The sequence below is a fragment of the Streptomyces sp. NPDC037410 genome (assembly GCF_055602235.1).
Window position 1 is genome coordinate 1 of the sequence record NZ_JBVJWR010000030.1, and the last position, 14,152, is coordinate 14,152.

14 protein-coding genes are annotated in these 14,152 nt (G+C 71.7%); 6 read left to right on the forward strand and 8 right to left on the reverse strand.

Going from position 1 to position 14,152, the window contains the following annotated elements:
- Positions 1-239: 239 nt before the first annotated feature.
- The 5 genes from ACZ7HT_RS33655 to ACZ7HT_RS33675 all read right to left on the reverse strand — a co-directional run bounded on the left by ACZ7HT_RS33655 (position 240) and on the right by ACZ7HT_RS33675 (position 5,590).
- Positions 240-1,259, reverse strand: a complete 1,020-nt coding sequence (locus ACZ7HT_RS33655; RefSeq protein ID WP_471173031.1) for a hydroxyacid dehydrogenase — start codon at positions 1,257-1,259, stop codon at positions 240-242.
- Between the two features lie 18 nt (positions 1,260-1,277).
- A complete protein-coding gene (locus ACZ7HT_RS33660) occupies positions 1,278-2,129 on the reverse strand; it encodes a carbohydrate ABC transporter permease (protein WP_471173034.1) in 852 nt (283 codons plus the stop codon).
- Positions 2,126-3,070, reverse strand: coding sequence for a carbohydrate ABC transporter permease (locus ACZ7HT_RS33665; protein ID WP_471173037.1), 945 nt, complete (start codon positions 3,068-3,070; stop codon positions 2,126-2,128). Before ACZ7HT_RS33665 ends, ACZ7HT_RS33660 begins: the two co-directional genes overlap by 4 nt.
- Before the next feature lie 4 nt (positions 3,071-3,074).
- Positions 3,075-4,391: an ABC transporter substrate-binding protein gene (locus ACZ7HT_RS33670; protein ID WP_471173039.1), complete on the reverse strand. Its 1,317-nt coding sequence runs from the start codon at positions 4,389-4,391 to the stop codon at positions 3,075-3,077.
- A gap of 101 nt (positions 4,392-4,492) precedes the next feature.
- Positions 4,493-5,590, reverse strand: a complete 1,098-nt coding sequence (locus ACZ7HT_RS33675) for a substrate-binding domain-containing protein (RefSeq protein ID WP_471173042.1) — start codon at positions 5,588-5,590, stop codon at positions 4,493-4,495.
- 111 nt (positions 5,591-5,701) lie between these two features.
- Between ACZ7HT_RS33675 and ACZ7HT_RS33680 the strand changes: the two genes are divergently transcribed.
- Entirely contained in the window at positions 5,702-5,890 is a 189-nt protein-coding gene (locus tag ACZ7HT_RS33680; RefSeq protein ID WP_471173044.1) for a hypothetical protein, read from the forward strand.
- The gene (locus ACZ7HT_RS33685) at positions 5,865-7,685 is read left to right on the forward strand and encodes a DUF2264 domain-containing protein (RefSeq protein ID WP_471173047.1); all 1,821 of its coding nucleotides are present in this window, start codon (positions 5,865-5,867) and stop codon (positions 7,683-7,685) included. Before ACZ7HT_RS33680 ends, ACZ7HT_RS33685 begins: the two co-directional genes overlap by 26 nt.
- A gap of 40 nt (positions 7,686-7,725) precedes the next feature.
- On the opposite strand, the gene ACZ7HT_RS33690 is transcribed toward ACZ7HT_RS33685, so the two are convergent.
- Together ACZ7HT_RS33690 and ACZ7HT_RS33695 are read right to left on the reverse strand one after the other, a co-directional pair.
- Positions 7,726-8,499, reverse strand: a complete 774-nt coding sequence (locus ACZ7HT_RS33690; protein ID WP_471173050.1) for an SDR family NAD(P)-dependent oxidoreductase — start codon at positions 8,497-8,499, stop codon at positions 7,726-7,728.
- A 28-nt stretch (positions 8,500-8,527) separates the two neighbouring features.
- A complete protein-coding gene (locus ACZ7HT_RS33695) occupies positions 8,528-9,214 on the reverse strand; it encodes an MOSC domain-containing protein (protein WP_471173051.1) in 687 nt (228 codons plus the stop codon).
- 80 nt (positions 9,215-9,294) lie between these two features.
- On the opposite strand from ACZ7HT_RS33695, the gene ACZ7HT_RS33700 reads away from it, so the two are divergent.
- Positions 9,295-10,188, forward strand: coding sequence for a LysR family transcriptional regulator (locus ACZ7HT_RS33700; protein ID WP_471173054.1), 894 nt, complete (start codon positions 9,295-9,297; stop codon positions 10,186-10,188).
- Between the two features lie 65 nt (positions 10,189-10,253).
- Here the strand turns inward: ACZ7HT_RS33700 and ACZ7HT_RS33705 are convergent, their stop codons facing one another.
- Positions 10,254-10,592 (reverse strand): WhiB family transcriptional regulator, encoded by a 339-nt coding sequence (locus tag ACZ7HT_RS33705; RefSeq protein ID WP_471173056.1) that lies wholly within the window; start codon positions 10,590-10,592, stop codon positions 10,254-10,256.
- Between the two features lie 441 nt (positions 10,593-11,033).
- On the opposite strand from ACZ7HT_RS33705, the gene ACZ7HT_RS33710 reads away from it, so the two are divergent.
- The 3 genes from ACZ7HT_RS33710 to guaB all read left to right on the forward strand — a co-directional run bounded on the left by ACZ7HT_RS33710 (position 11,034) and on the right by guaB (position 14,134).
- Positions 11,034-11,645, forward strand: a complete 612-nt coding sequence (locus ACZ7HT_RS33710) for a response regulator transcription factor (protein WP_003948568.1) — start codon at positions 11,034-11,036, stop codon at positions 11,643-11,645.
- Positions 11,646-11,888: 243 nt separating this feature from the next.
- Positions 11,889-12,491: a sigma-70 family RNA polymerase sigma factor gene (locus ACZ7HT_RS33715; RefSeq protein ID WP_030211429.1), complete on the forward strand. Its 603-nt coding sequence runs from the start codon at positions 11,889-11,891 to the stop codon at positions 12,489-12,491.
- A 140-nt stretch (positions 12,492-12,631) separates the two neighbouring features.
- Positions 12,632-14,134 carry an IMP dehydrogenase gene (gene guaB / locus ACZ7HT_RS33720; protein ID WP_471173059.1) on the forward strand — a complete coding sequence of 501 codons (1,503 nt, stop codon included), beginning with the start codon at positions 12,632-12,634 and terminating at the stop codon, positions 14,132-14,134.
- The last annotated feature ends 18 nt before the right edge of the window (positions 14,135-14,152 follow it).

Sequence of the window (14,152 nt, forward strand, 5' to 3'; positions counted from 1 at the left end):
ATGGTCCCACGCAGCCTGAGGTCACCTCGGCCCGGTTCAGCAGCTGACCAACGGCCCAGATGTTAAAGATCAAGCTAGGGCCTGTCTGACAATTCCCGTCGGGTCCGGGCCGCCCGGCACGCACGCTCGCCGCACGGCCGAAACGCCCAAGTAGCTCCGCTACGAGGGCGTTCCTGCCGCACGCCGATCGCACGCACCGAACGCCCCGGCCTGATCCGACGCGAATTGTCAGACAGGCCCTAGGCCGAGCGCTGGAGGTCCGCGACCTCGACCTCCTCCAGGAACGGCTCCCCGTGCGCGTAGCGGGTGATCTCCTCCAGGGCCTGGTCCGCCATGCGGTGGAGTTCGTTGCCGAGGGAGCCGGCGACGTGGGGGGTGAGGAGGACGTTCGGGAGGGTCCACAGGGGGGATTCGGACGGGGGGAGTTCCGGGTCCGTGACGTCGAGGATCGCGTGGAGGCGGCCCGTGACGAGGTGGGGGAGTAGGGCTTCCTCGTCGACCAGGGAGCCTCGGGCCGTGTTGACGAGGGTGGTGCCGGGCCGCATCGCGGCGAGTTGGGCCGGGCCGATCATGTGGTGCGTGGAGGGGAGTTGCGGCGCGTGGATCGAGACGACCGTGCTGCGGGCGCAGAGGTCGTCGAGGCCGGTCAGTTCCGTTCCGGGCGGCGGGGTCGTCACGTACGGGTCGTACAGCAGGATGTCGACGTCGAAGGGGCGCAGGAGTTCGACGACCCGGCGGCCGATGCGGGAGGCGCCGACGATGCCGATCGTGCGGCGGTAGTTGCCCCAGGTGGCGGACTCCTCCAGCCAGGCGTGGTCGGTGCGGAGTTCCGCGTACCGCTGGGCGGAGCGCAACACGCGTTTGCCGGCGAAGAGGATCGCCGCCAGCGTGTACTCGGCGACCGGCAGCGCGTTGGCCCCGGCGGCCGAGGTGACGCGCAGGCCGCGCTCCCAGCAGGCGTCGGTGATGTGGTGTTTGACGGAGCCGGCGGCGTGGACGACGGCCCGCAGGCGGGGTGCGCGGTCCAGGACCTCCGCGGTGAGCGGGGTCGCTCCCCAGCAGGTCAGGAGGATCTCGGTCTCGGCGAGCGCGGCGGCGACCCGGGGGTCGGGGGCCGTCAGGTCGTGGGCCACCAGGTGCGGGTCGGTGTGGGTGAGCCGGGCGAGGCGGGTGCGGTGGGCGGGGGTGAGGAGGCGGTCGGCCACCCCGGGGCCCATCGCGAGGAGGAGGTTCGGGCGATTGTCAGTGGTCGGGTGCATCGTGGATACCGGCCTTCCTCACTTGACGCTGCCGGCCGTCAGACCGGCCTTCCAGTGGCGCTGGAGGGAGACGAAGGCGATGACGAGGGGGACGACGGCGAGCAGGGATCCGGTGACGACGAGGGGGTAGTAGTCGGGTTCGGCGTGGGCGTTGCTGTTCCATGCGTACAGGCCGAGGCTCAGCGGGTAGAGCTTCTGGTCCGAGAGCATCACCAGGGGGAGGAAGAAGTTGTTCCAGACGGCGGTGAACTGGAAGAGGAAGACGGTCACGAAGCCGGGCATGACCATGCGCAGGCCGATGGACCAGAAGACGCGCATCTCGCCGGCGCCGTCGATACGGGCGGCTTCGAGGGCCTCGTCGGGGATGTAGCCGGCGCAGAAGACGCGGGAGAGGTAGACGCCGAAGGGGTTGACGAGGACGGGGATCAGGACGGCCCAGTAGGTGTTGACGATGCCGACCTCGCTGGCGAGGAGGTACATCGGCAGGGCGAGCGCGGTGGTGGGGACGAGCACGCCCAGGAGGACGAGGCCGAAGAGCTTCTCCTTGCCCCGGAAGTCGTAGACGTGGAAGGCGTATCCGGCGGCGACGCTGATCAGGGAGCAGGCGAGGGCGCCGAGACCCGCGTAGAGGAGGCTGTTGGCGTACCAGTGGAAGTAGATGCCGTCGTTGTACGCGGCGATCCGGGAGAGGTTGCCGCCGAGGTCGAAGCCCTCGAAGGAGAAGGCGTTTCCGGCGAGGAGGCCTCCGGCGTCCTTGGTGGCGGCGGTGAGCAGCCAGACCAGGGGGAAGAGCATGTAGACGACGGCCAGGACGAGGGCGCCGTTGACGGCGGTCTTGGAGAGCCATCGGTTGGGGGTCCGGGTGCTCATGCCGGCTGCTCCTTCCGCGCCCGGCTCACCTTGGGCGCCGCGGCCGTCTCGCGCGCCGTGCCCGCCTTGCGGCGGCCGGTGAGGCGCGTCACCGCGAAGGAGAGCAGCGCCGCCGTCAGGGCGAGGAGTACGGAGGCGGCCGCGGCGAGCCCGTAGTCGTTGCGGTCGAAGGCCGCGGTGTACGCGTACATGTTCGGCGTCCAGGTGGAGGTGACGGCGGAGCCGGTGCCCTTGTTGAGGATGAGCGGCTCGGTGAAGAGCTGGAGGGAGCCGATGACCGTGAAGAGGCCGACCATCGCGAGCGAGGACCTGATGAGCGGGACCTTGATGGCGAAGGCGATGCGCCAGGCGCTCGCGCCGTCGACGGTGGCGGCTTCGAGGACGGAGCGGTCGATGGCCTGGAGGGCGGCGTAGAAGATGACCATGTTGTAGCCGAGCCACTCCCACAGGGCGATGTTCACGACGGAGGGCAGGGTGCCTTCGGGGGAGAAGAAGTCGAGGCCGACGCCTCCGGCGTCCATGGCCTGCACGACCGGGCTGAGCTGGGGCGTGTAGAGGTAGACCCAGATCAGGGCGGCGATGATGCCGGGGACGGCGTGCGGCAGGAACAGCGCGAGCTGGAAGAAGCGGCGGGCGCGGGCGAGCGCCGAGTCGAGCAGGAGGGCGAGGCCGAGGGCCCCGGCGAGCAGCAGCGGGATGTAGAGCAGGCAGTACCCGAGCAGGACGCCGAAGCCCTCGACGAAGGCCCGGTCACCCAGCGCCGCGGTGTAGTTGTCGAGGCCGGTGAAGACGGTCTCGGTGCCGCCGAAGCCCAGTCCGGACTGCTTCTCGGTGAAGAGGCTGAGCCAGACCGCGTATCCGATCGGCACCACCATCACCGCGGTGAACAGGACGAAGAAGGGGGTCAGCAGGATTGCGGCGGCGCGGGTGCGGGCCTTCATCCGGTCAGCCCTCGACCTTCAGGCCGCGCTTGGTGAGCTCGGCGACGGTGGCGTCGTGGCCGGCCTTGACGGCGTCGGCGACGGACGGGCCGCCCTGGGCGATCTTGCCGAAGCGGTCCTTGATCGCAGTGTTGGTGGTGCCGGTGGTCGGGCCCCAGGACCAGTGGGGGTTGATGGAGGCGCCGGCGGCCTCGAAGAGGGCGTAGATGTCCTCGCCGCCGTAGTAGCTCGCGTCGAAGGCCTTCTTGGCGACCGGGCGCAGGGACGCGGCGGCGGGGAAGGCGGAGGAGGTGCCGGAGGCGATCCGGGCCTTCACGCCCTCCTCGGTGGTGGACATCCACTCGGCGAAGGTGACGGCGGCGGCCTTCTGCCTGCTGTCCTTGGTGACGGCGAAGGAGGTGCCGCCGAGCATGCCGCTGGCGGGCTTGCCGTCCCAGGTGGGGACGGGGGCGACGGCCCACTTGCCGCTCAGCTCGGGGACGTTGCCCTTGAGGACGCCCGCGCCCCAGGAGGCGCCGAGGTAGCCGACGGTGGTGCCGTTCTTGAGGGAGCCGACCCACTCGGGGCTGAACGAGGCGTCCTTGTGGACGAGGTCGGCGTCGAGGAGGCCCTGCCAGTAGGCGGTGACCTTGGTGGTGGCCGGGTCGGTGGTGTCGATCTTCCAGGTGTCGTTCTCGGCCTTGAACCACTGGGCGCCGGCCTGCCAGGCCATGGCCTCGAAGGTGGTCGGGTCGTCGGGGAAGAAGGTGGCGATACGGGCCTTGGCGTCGGCCTTCTTGACCTGCTCGGCGGCCTTCTTGAAGGCGTCCCAGGTGGTCGGGACCCGCACCTTGTACCGGGCGAAGAGGTCCTTGCGGTAGAAGAAGGCCTGCGGGGCGGCGTCGAAGGGGACGGCCCAGGACTTCCCGCCGAGGGTGGTGAGTTCGACGGACTGCGGGAGGAGCTTGGCGCGGTCGGCCTCGGTGAACTGGTCGCCGATGTCCTGGAGGGCGCCGGAGCTCACGAACTCGGGGAGCGAGGCGTACTCGATGGAGACCAGGTCGGGGGCGTTGCCCGCCTTCACGGCGTTGGAGATCTTGGCGTAGCCGCCGCCGGTGCCGGAGGGGATCTCCTCGAACTTCACCTGGATGTCTTTGTGCGAGGCGTTGAAGGCGTCGACGACGTCCTTGGAGCCCTTGGCCCAGCCCCAGAAGGTGATGGTCACGGGGCCGTTCGGCTTGCTTGAGGTGTCGTCACCGCCGCCGCCGCAGGCCGTCAGGACGGCCAGGGCGGTGGCGGTGCCGGCTATGACGCGGGACGTTCTGCTCCAAGTACGGGTCACGGCACGGCTCCTGGGGACGGGGCGGCTGGAGGTTGTGGCCGTGATCCTGTGACCGTTCATGACCGAAGTCAAGAGCGAAAGATTGATTGATCGAAAAAAGATCAAACTGTGGGTGTCGTGCCCGCCCCGCAGGACTCCCGCACCCGCAGCCGCGGCAGCAGGCTCAGATGCCGCCGGGCGGCCTCGTCCCCGGACCCCTCCGTGAGCCGCTCCACCAGGAGCTCCGTGGCGTGCCGGCCCACCTGGCGCTTCGGCGGGGCCACCGCCGTCAGCGGGGTGTCGGCCAGCGCGGCGACCTCGTCGTCGTACGCGATCAGGGCCAGGTCCTGCGGCACCCGCACGCCCAGCTCGGCCAGGCGCTGCACGATCTCGATCGCGTCCACGTCGTTGTGGACGAGCGCCGAGCTCGCCAGGCCCGAACCGACGGCCTCGTGCAGCGCCCGCACCGCCCGCTCGAAGCCCTCCGGATCCGCCTCGGCCGGTACGGAGTCGATGACCGGGCGCGGCTCCTTCAGGCCCAGCGTGCCCAGCGCCTCGGCGTAGCCGGCGCGCACCGCGAGCGCGGTCGGGGAGTCCCGGCGGGCCACGAGCAGCGGGGTCGCGTGGCCGAGCGAGAGCAGATGGCGCAGGGCGAGGAGCACGCCGTGGGCGTGGTCGGAGGAGACCCGGTCCAGGCCGTCGAGCGGGCTGCCGGGCTCGGCGCGGCGCTCCAGGAGCACGACCGGCACGGGCAGTTCGGCCAGCCAGTCCCCGTACGCGAGCCGGTCCTCGGGCCCCCGCCACCCCGGCGCGACGAGGACGCCCTCGGCGCCCGCCGCGAGCAGGCCCTCGGTGCGCGCCCGGTCCTCCTCCGGCCGGTAGTCGGAGATCCGCAGCACGAGCCGCGCCCCGGCGCGGGCCGCCGCCTCGTGCGCCCCCCGGATGACCTCGGCGAAGTAGTACGTGGCGGAGGGGGCGAGCAGCCCGAGGACCAGGCCCTCGCCCTGGCGGCCGCCGCCGGGCGCGGCCCCCCGCCGGGGCCAGGAGACCTGGCCGTGCACCCGGTCGAGCAGGCCCCGGCCGGCCAGGACCTCGACGTCCCGGCGGGCGGTGACGGGGGAGACCCCGAGGCGTTCGGCCAGTTCGGAGACGCGGGCGGTGCCGCGCTCGCGCACCAGGGCCAGCAGTCGGTCGTGTCGTTCGGCAGCACTCTCGCGCACGGCGCGGTTCCCCCTCGCGGTGGTGGTGGTCCGTCGAGCCTAGCTCCAGAAATGATCGAATGACAGAAGTTTCGATCATTCGCTCTGATTCCCTTGACGGTCGATCGGAGGATGTCCAGGATTTCCGGCGATGCGGACGGCGATGCGGACGGCGATGCGGACGGCGATGCGGACGGCGATGCGGACGGCGATGCGGACGGCGATGCGGACGGCGATGCGGACGGCGACGCAGGCAGCGACGCAGACGTCATCGCACGGAGCCCCAGGGAGCATCATGCCCACGCCGCCCGAGAACCGTGAGCTCAGCCCGTACACCGGCTGGACCCGTGCCCACTGGGAGGACGCGGCCGACCGGCTCCTCCTGGACGTCCGCCCGTTCGCCTCACCGGGGCTCGGCCTCATCGACCTCCCCGGCCCCCGCCCCAGCTGGTCGGGCCCCCGCTCCGACGGCCTGGAAGGCTGGGCCCGCACCTTCCTCCTCGCCGCCCTCCGCGTCGCGGGCGCCCACGGCGAGGACCCGCACGGCCACCTCGACCGGTACGCCGAGGGGCTCGCCTCCGGCACCGGGAAGCCGGGACGGGAGGGCCCGGAGTCCTGGCCCCTCATGGCCGACACCCGCCAGGCGATCGTCGAATCCGCCTCGATCGCCCTCGGCCTCCGTCTCACCCGCCCCTGGCTCTGGGACCGCCTCGACGACCGCGTCCGGCAGCAGGCCGCCGACTGGCTCCGCCCCGCCCTCGCCCCGTCCCCCGTCGACAACAACTGGTGGCTCTTCGGCCTCACCGTCGCCGGCTTCCTCCAGGACGCCGGCGTCGAGTCCGACCTCGCCGCCGCCACGATCGACCGCTCCCTCGCCCGCGTCGAGGACTGGTACCTCGGCGACGGCTGGTACAGCGACGGCGACAACCGCGCCTTCGACCACTACAACGCCTGGGCCCTGCACTTCTACCCCGTCCTGCACGCCCACCTCGCCGGCGACCGGCAGCTCCTGGACCGCCACGGGCCCCGCCTCCGCGCCCACCTCGACGACTACGTCCACCTCTTCGACACGAACGGCGCCCCCGTCCCGTACGGGCGGTCCCTGATCTACCGCTTCGCCGCGGCCGCCGCCCCCTGGCTCGGGGCCCTCACCGGCCACACCCCGCTCACCCCCGGCGCCACCCGCCGCCTCGCCTCCGGCACCCTGCGCTACTTCCACCAGCGCGGCGCCACCGACGAGCGCGGCCTCCTCACCCTCGGCTGGCACGGCCCGTACCCGCCGCTCGTCCAGGAGTACTCGGGACCCGGCTCCCCCTACTGGGCCTCCAAGGGCTTCCTCGGCCTCCTCCTGCCCGCCGGCCACCCCGCCTGGACCGACCCCGAGGAGCCCCTGCCCGCCGAACGCGCCGACACCGTCCGCGCCTTCGCCCCCGCCGGGCTGCTCGTCCAGACCACCGCAGCCGACGGGCTCGTACGCCTCCACAACCACGGCAGCAACCACGTCCACAGCGCGCCCGGCGAGGAGGACGACCCCGGCTACGCCCGTCAGGCCTACTCCACCCGTACGGGACCCAGTACGGGGACCGCCGCGGCCGACAACCACTTCGCCCTGCTCGTCGACGGCAAGGCCACCACCCGCGGCCCCGCCGTCCCGCTCGGCACCGGCCCCGACCGGGCCGCCTCCCTCCACCACCCGCTGCCCGGCGTCCGGGTCCTCTCCGCGACCCTCGCCCACGGCCGCGCCGAGCTCCGCGCCCACCTGGTCCTCGGCGCCCCGGAGGGGACGCCCGTACGGCAGACCGGCTGGGCGGTCACCCCCGAAGGACCGCACGCCCAGCTCCACCCGGTCCACGGCTACCGGCCGGACGTCAGGGAACTCCCCACCGGGGAGACCCTCCAGGGCCCGGGGACCCGCACCCTCGCCCTGCACGGCACCACGAGCGGCCCCGCGACGCTCTTCGTCGCCCTCGCATCGCTCACCGCCGAACCCGACCCCGCCCCCGCGTCCGACCTCGCGCACGTCCACGTCACCGGCCCCCACACGCTCACCGTGACCTGGCAGAACGGCACCACCGCACAACTGGACCTCGAAGCCCCCGATTCGGAGGGTCCGTGACCCGGCGCCGTACGTACGAAGGAGAGGGCCCGAACCAGGCCTACTGAGGCCCGTACTTGCGGCCCGCCTTGGAGGAGACCCCGCCGAGCAGGCTGCGCGGCGCCAGCTTCACCACCCCCATGAGGGCCTTGTAGCGGGGGTCCGGGATCGACAGCGTCCGCCCCCGCTCCAGGTCGGTGAGCGCCGCCGCCACCAGTTTGTCCGCGTCGAGCCACATCCAGCCCGGGATGTTGTCCGTGCCCATTCCGGCCCGCTCGTGGAACTCGGTCCGTACGAAGCCGGGGCAGAGCGCCATGAGACGCACCCCGCTGCCCGCGAGGTCCCGCGCCGCGCCCTGGGTGAACTGCACGACCCAGGCCTTCGAGGCGCCGTAGGTGCCGCGGGGCAGGAAGGCCGCCACCGAGGCGACGTTCACGACGGCGCCCCGGCGGCGGCCCTTCATCGAGGCGGCGGCCGCCGAGGTCAGCCGCAGCACCGCCTCGCAGTGCACCGTCAGCATCTTCAGCTCGTCGGCCATGGAGACGTCGAGGAAACGGCCCTTGTTGCCGAAGCCCGCGTTGTTCACCAGCATGTCCACCGGCTGCTTCGGGTCCGAGAGCCGGGCCTCGACGGCGGCGATGCCCTTCTCCTCGGAGAGGTCCGCCGCGAGCACCTCGGCCTCGACGCCGTGCCGGTCGTGCAGTTCGGTCGCCTGCTCGCGCAGCCGCTTCACGTCCCTGGCCACGAGCACGACGTCATGGCCGTCGGCCGCAAGTCTCCGTGCGAAGGCGGCCCCGATGCCCGCGGTGGCGCCCGTAATCAGTGCAGTCGTCATACGGGCAACCTAGTGCCCCGCCCGCGGACTACGCCCGGCCGTCCTTCCCGGCGTACTTCTCCTCGTACCGGCGGGCGAGCGCGAGGAGCCCCGACTCCATCCACTCGGCGGCGGCCAACATGGCGGGCAGCTGGTCGCGTTCGGTGGTCGCGGCGCGGTGCAGGCGCGCCACGGTGATGTCGTGGTCTGGCCGGTGCAGCACCGTGATCGGGTCGCCGGCCCGCACCTCGCCCGGCACGATCACCCGCAGCAGCGCGCCGGGACCGGCCTCCGACTGAGTGAACCGCTTCACCCAGCCCTTCTCCTCGACGAAGCCGGCGAAGGTACGGCACGGGATGCGGCCGCCGGTCACCTCCAGGACCACCTCCTCGCCGATCCGCCACCGCTCGCCGATCAGCGCCCCGTTCACGTCGAGGCCCCGCGTGGTGAGGTTCTCGCCGAAGGAGCCGTTGGCCAGAGTGCGGCCGAGCTCCCGCTCCCACAGGTCCATGTCCTCCCGGGCGAAGGCGTACGCGGCCCGGTCGTTCCCGCCGTGGAAGCGCAGGTCGCAGACCGCGTCCCCGGCGACCCCGCTCGCCCCGACGCCGGGCGCTCCGGGCGCCTCGATCCGTACGGGCCCCTCCACCGGGCGCTTGTCGATGCCCGTCATCCCCGAGGCGGCGTCCGTGTACTCCACGGGCTCGGCGCGGCCCACATTCACACTCAGCAAGGTCATGCGGGCACTGTAGGCCGGACGATCTCAAAGGCGCACGTGAGAACGGGCGGCTTCACCCAAGAGTCGCTTATGCTGGACGCATGATCGAGGCCCGCCACCTCCGCGTCCTGCGCGCCGTCGCCGCCACGGGCTCCTTCTCGGCCGCCGCGCGCGAACTGGGCTGCACCCAGCCCGCCGTCAGCCAGCAGATGAAGGCGCTCGAAGCCTCCGCCGGCACGCCGCTGCTGATCCGTACGGGACGCGAGATGCGCCTCACCCAGGCCGGCGAGGCCCTGGTGCGCCACGCCTCCGGCATCCTCGCCGGGCTCACCGCCGCCGAGGAGGAGGTCGCCGCCATCGCCGGGCTCCGCGCGGGCCGCGTACGCCTCGTCTCCTTCCCGAGCGGCAGCTCCACGCTCGTGCCGACCGCGCTCGCGGCGCTGCGGGCCGCGCACCCCGGGACCCGGGTCTCCCTCGTCGAGGCCGAACCGCCGCGCTCGATCGAGATGCTCCGCGAGGGCGACTGCGACATCGCCCTGGCGTTCCGGTACGGGGCCGGGCAGGCCGAGTGGGACGACCTGGTGGTCCGCCCGCTCCTCGCCGACCGGCTCGTCGGCCTGGTGCCCGAGGGGCACCGGCTCGCCGGCGCCGGGGCGGTCGGCATCGCGGAACTCGCGGACGAGTCCTGGATCGCGGGCTGTCCGCGCTGCCGGCGCCAGCTCGTCGACGTCTGCGAGGAGGCCGGCTTCACGCCCCGCATCGACTTCGCCACGGACGACTACCCGGCCGTGGTGGGCCTGGTGGGCGCCGGTCTGGGCGTCGCCGTCCTGCCGGAGCTGGCCATCGAGTCCGTACGCCCCAAGGGCGCGCGGACGGTGGCCGTGGAGCCGGCCGTGGAGCGGGAGATCGTGGCCCTGACGCTGCCGGACCTCGCCCAGGTGCCGGCCGTGGCCGCCACGCTCGACGAGCTCATCCGCGCCGCCACGCGCGCGTAGACACGTCGTCATGACGCGCGCGGGCGCGTGAGTTCAGTTCATGTGCGAGTTGAGGAAACGTTCCTTCACATGCGCTCCACGATGGACGCGGCCGACGCGACCGCCGGTGCCGTGGTGACCAGGCGATTGCGCGCGCGTCCCATGAGTTCTTCGCGTTCGTCCTCGGTGAGGCCGCCCCATACGCCATAGGGCTCCCGCACGGCGAGTGCGTGTGCCGCGCACTCCGCGCGCACCGGGCACCGCATGCAGACCTCTTTCGCCGAGTTCTCACGCGCACTCCGTGCCGCGCCGCGCTCTCCCTCGGGGTGGAAGAACAGGGAGCTGTCGACTCCGCGGCAGGCCGCGAGGAGTTGCCAGTCCCACAGATCGGCGTTGGGTCCGGGAAGGCGGGAGAAATCTGCCATTGCGCTTGTCCCCTTGAAACCGTGTCGAACGGATAGGTGGGCGGGTGGATGGCTGATGGCCGGGGCTCCTCGGTCCCGACGGGTCGGGTGGCGGTCGGGTGGCTACACCTACTGTCGAAGTAGATGTAAATATGACTCATTGCGAATCTAGTCACAGACACCGCGAAAAGGGAAGAAATCCAGCTAAATGGGGCATAGCTTTTGATGTTGGGACGAACGACCTGCGACACTCTCCTCCGCGCACGACTCCTCACGTAGAGTGCCGAAGACGCCGTCCGACCCGTAACTCTTTCGAGTGACCGTCGTTGAGAGTTGCGAGGCGGTTGAAGGAAGAAGCGATCGGGCACATGTCCGAGAGCGTCAACCGCACAGGTGACGATACGTACAGCCCTGGAGGCTCAAGGTGACGCGCAACAGCTGCGAGAGCCGCGGAGGTCAGGCATGACATCCGTCCTCGTCTGCGACGACTCCCCGCTTGCCCGAGAGGCGCTCCGCCGCGCGGTCGCGACCGTGCCCGGCGTCGAGCGCGTGACCACCGCGGCCAACGGCGAGGAAGTCCTCCGCCGCTGGGGCGCGGACCGCTCGGACCTGATTCTGATGGACGTACGCATGCCCGGCCTGGGCGGCGTGGAGACCGTCCGCCGGCTGCTCTCCGCGGACCCCGGCGCCCGCATCATCATGCTCACGGTCGCCGAGGACCTCGACGGCGTCGCGCTCGCGGTCGCCGCGGGTGCCCGTGGCTACCTGCACAAGGACGCCTCGCGCGCCGAGCTGCGGGCCACGGTCACCCAGGCGCTCGCCGACCCGACCTGGCGGCTCGCCCCCCGCCGCCTCCGCTCGGCCGAGATGGGCGCCGCGCCCACCCTCACCGCGCGCGAGATCCAGGTCCTCGAAGGCATGAGCCACGGCCGGTCCAACGCGGAGATCGGGCGCGAGCTCTTCCTCTCCGAGGACACGGTCAAGACCCACGCCCGGCGCCTCTTCAAGAAGCTCGGCGCCTCCGACCGGGCGCACGCCGTCGCGCTCGGATTCCGCTGGGGCCTGGTCCGCTGAATCGCAGGTCACCTGCCGTCTCCCCGTCCTCACCCGCGTCCGACGTGGGGTGGACGGGGTGGGCTTGTGTCACTTCCCCGCGGAATGCCGCATCCTTGAGATGTGGAGTTCCTCGGGGACGAGTCGATCGAGCGGGAGGGGAGGGCGCGGGAGATGAGTGCCGGCGCACCTACTCATAACGCTTCGGTGCACAACTACGGACGCGGTGCCGCGAACCGAGAGGCGTCGGGGCACCATGGAGCGATGCGCGACGACGAGACCGTGGGTTCCCCCATGCCTGCCGGGCAGGGGGAGATCGGCGCGCTCGTGCACCGCGCGGTCGACGGCGACGCGCAGGCCACCCACGACCTGCTCGCGCGCGTCCACCCGCTCGCCCTGCGGTACTGCCGCACCCGCCTCAACCGGCTGCCCGGCGACGCCCGGCACTTCGTCGAGGACCTGGCGCAGGAGGTCTGCGTCGCCGTCCTGATGGCGCTGCCGCGCTACAAGGACACCGGCAGGCCCTTCGAGGCCTTCGTCTTCGCCATCGCCGGACACAAGGTCGCCGACCTCCAGCGGGCCGCCATGCGGCACCCGGGGTCCACGGCCGTCCCCTCCGACGAGATGCCCGAGCGGCCCGACGACTCCCTCGGCCCCGAGGAGCGGGCCCTGCTCAGCGATGACGCCGAGTGGGCCAAGAAGCTGCTCGCCAACCTCCCGGAGAACCAGCGCGAGCTGCTCGTCCTGCGGGTCGCGGTCGGGCTCACCGCCGAGGAGACCGGCCAGATGCTCGGCATGTCCCCGGGCGCCGTCCGGGTCGCGCAGCACCGTGCCCTCAGCCGGCTGCGCGCACTGGCCGAGCAGTAAGCCTTGCCGGGCCCGCTCGTCCCTTTCGTACACGTGTGAACGTCCAAAGCTGCCCGGTGATCTTGCTCGTGGAATGAGACACCGCTCCAGCCCGTTAGCATGGACATCCCGCACCGATCAAGGCCATTTGGGAAGGTGTCATGACTGCCAACGTCGACGGAGTGCCCGAGAAATTCGCGACACTCGGGCTGACCTACGACGACGTGCTGCTGCTGCCCGGCGCGTCCGACATGGCGCCCGACCAGATCGACACCGCCTCGTACATCTCGAAGAACGTGCGGGTGAACATCCCGCTGCTCTCCGCCGCGATGGACAAGGTCACCGAGTCGCGCATGGCGATCGCCATGGCGCGACAGGGTGGTGTCGGCGTGCTGCACCGCAACCTCTCCATCGCCGACCAGGCCAACCAGGTCGACCTGGTGAAGCGCTCCGAGTCCGGCATGGTCACCGACCCGATCACGGTGCACCCGGACGCGACGCTGGCCGAGGCCGACGCGATCTGCGCCAAGTTCCGCATCAGCGGCGTCCCGGTGACCGACCCGGCCGGCAAGCTCCTCGGCATCGTCACCAACCGCGACATGGCCTTCGAGTCGGACCGCGACCGCCGGGTGCGCGAGGTCATGACCCCGATGCCGCTGGTCACCGGCAAGGTCGGCATCTCCGGCGTGGACGCCATGGAGCTGCTGCGCCGCCACAAGATCGAGAAGCTGCCGCTGGTCGACGAGGCCGGCGTCCTCAAGGGCCTCATCACGGTCAAGGACTTCGTCAAGGCCGAGAAGTACCCGAACGCCGCCAAGGACAAGGAAGGCCGGCTGCTCGTCGGCGCCGCCGTCGGTGTCGCCGGTGACGCGTTCGAGCGCGCCCAGGCCCTGATCGAGGCGGGCGTCGACTTCATCGTCGTCGACACCGCGCACGGCCACTCCCGCCTGGTCGGCGACATGGTCGCCAAGATCAAGTCGAACTCCTCGGTCGACGTCATCGGCGGAAACGTCGCCACCCGCGACGGCGCCCAGGCGCTGATCGACGCCGGTGTCGACGGCATCAAGGTCGGTGTCGGCCCCGGCTCCATCTGCACCACCCGCGTGGTCGCCGGCATCGGCGTCCCGCAGGTCACCGCGATCTACGAGGCCTCCCTCGCCGCCAAGGCGGCCGGCGTCCCGGTCATCGGCGACGGCGGTCTGCAGTACTCCGGCGACATCGCGAAGGCCCTCGTCGCCGGCGCCGACACGGTGATGCTCGGCTCGCTGCTCGCGGGCTGCGAGGAGTCCCCGGGCGAGCTGCTCTTCATCAACGGCAAGCAGTTCAAGTCGTACCGCGGCATGGGCTCGCTCGGCGCCATGCAGTCCCGCGGCGAGCAGCGCTCCTTCTCCAAGGACCGCTACTTCCAGGAGGGCGTCGCCTCCGACGAGAAGATCGTCCCCGAGGGCATCGAGGGCCAGGTGCCCTACCGCGGCCCGCTCTCGGCCGTCGTCCACCAGCTGGTGGGCGGTCTGCGCCAGTCGATGTTCTACGTCGGCGGGCGCACGGTGCCGGAGCTCCAGGCGAACGGCCGCTTCGTCCGGATCACCTCGGCGGGCCTCAAGGAGAGCCACCCGCACGACATCCAGATGACGGTCGAGGCGCCGAACTACAGCAGGAAGTAACACAGCGCGAGCATGGGG

What these genes read in the sequence shown, in the direction of transcription:
- ACZ7HT_RS33705 (WP_471173056.1), bottom strand. Translation starts at nt 10,592, where the DNA reads ATGGCAGATTTCTCCCGCCTTCCCGGACCCAACGCCGATCTGTGGGAC.
- ACZ7HT_RS33655 (WP_471173031.1), bottom strand. Translation starts at nt 1,259, where the DNA reads ATGCACCCGACCACTGACAATCGCCCGAACCTCCTCCTCGCGATGGGC.
- ACZ7HT_RS33665 (WP_471173037.1), bottom strand. Translation starts at nt 3,070, where the DNA reads ATGAAGGCCCGCACCCGCGCCGCCGCAATCCTGCTGACCCCCTTCTTC.
- ACZ7HT_RS33680 (WP_471173044.1), top strand. Translation starts at nt 5,702, where the DNA reads ATGTCCAGGATTTCCGGCGATGCGGACGGCGATGCGGACGGCGATGCG.
- ACZ7HT_RS33700 (WP_471173054.1), top strand. Translation starts at nt 9,295, where the DNA reads ATGATCGAGGCCCGCCACCTCCGCGTCCTGCGCGCCGTCGCCGCCACG.
- ACZ7HT_RS33685 (WP_471173047.1), top strand. Translation starts at nt 5,865, where the DNA reads ATGCCCACGCCGCCCGAGAACCGTGAGCTCAGCCCGTACACCGGCTGG.
- ACZ7HT_RS33695 (WP_471173051.1), bottom strand. Translation starts at nt 9,214, where the DNA reads ATGACCTTGCTGAGTGTGAATGTGGGCCGCGCCGAGCCCGTGGAGTAC.
- ACZ7HT_RS33660 (WP_471173034.1), bottom strand. Translation starts at nt 2,129, where the DNA reads ATGAGCACCCGGACCCCCAACCGATGGCTCTCCAAGACCGCCGTCAAC.
- ACZ7HT_RS33715 (WP_030211429.1), top strand. Translation starts at nt 11,889, where the DNA reads ATGCGCGACGACGAGACCGTGGGTTCCCCCATGCCTGCCGGGCAGGGG.
- ACZ7HT_RS33690 (WP_471173050.1), bottom strand. Translation starts at nt 8,499, where the DNA reads ATGACGACTGCACTGATTACGGGCGCCACCGCGGGCATCGGGGCCGCC.
- guaB (WP_471173059.1), top strand. Translation starts at nt 12,632, where the DNA reads ATGACTGCCAACGTCGACGGAGTGCCCGAGAAATTCGCGACACTCGGG.
- ACZ7HT_RS33710 (WP_003948568.1), top strand. Translation starts at nt 11,034, where the DNA reads ATGACATCCGTCCTCGTCTGCGACGACTCCCCGCTTGCCCGAGAGGCG.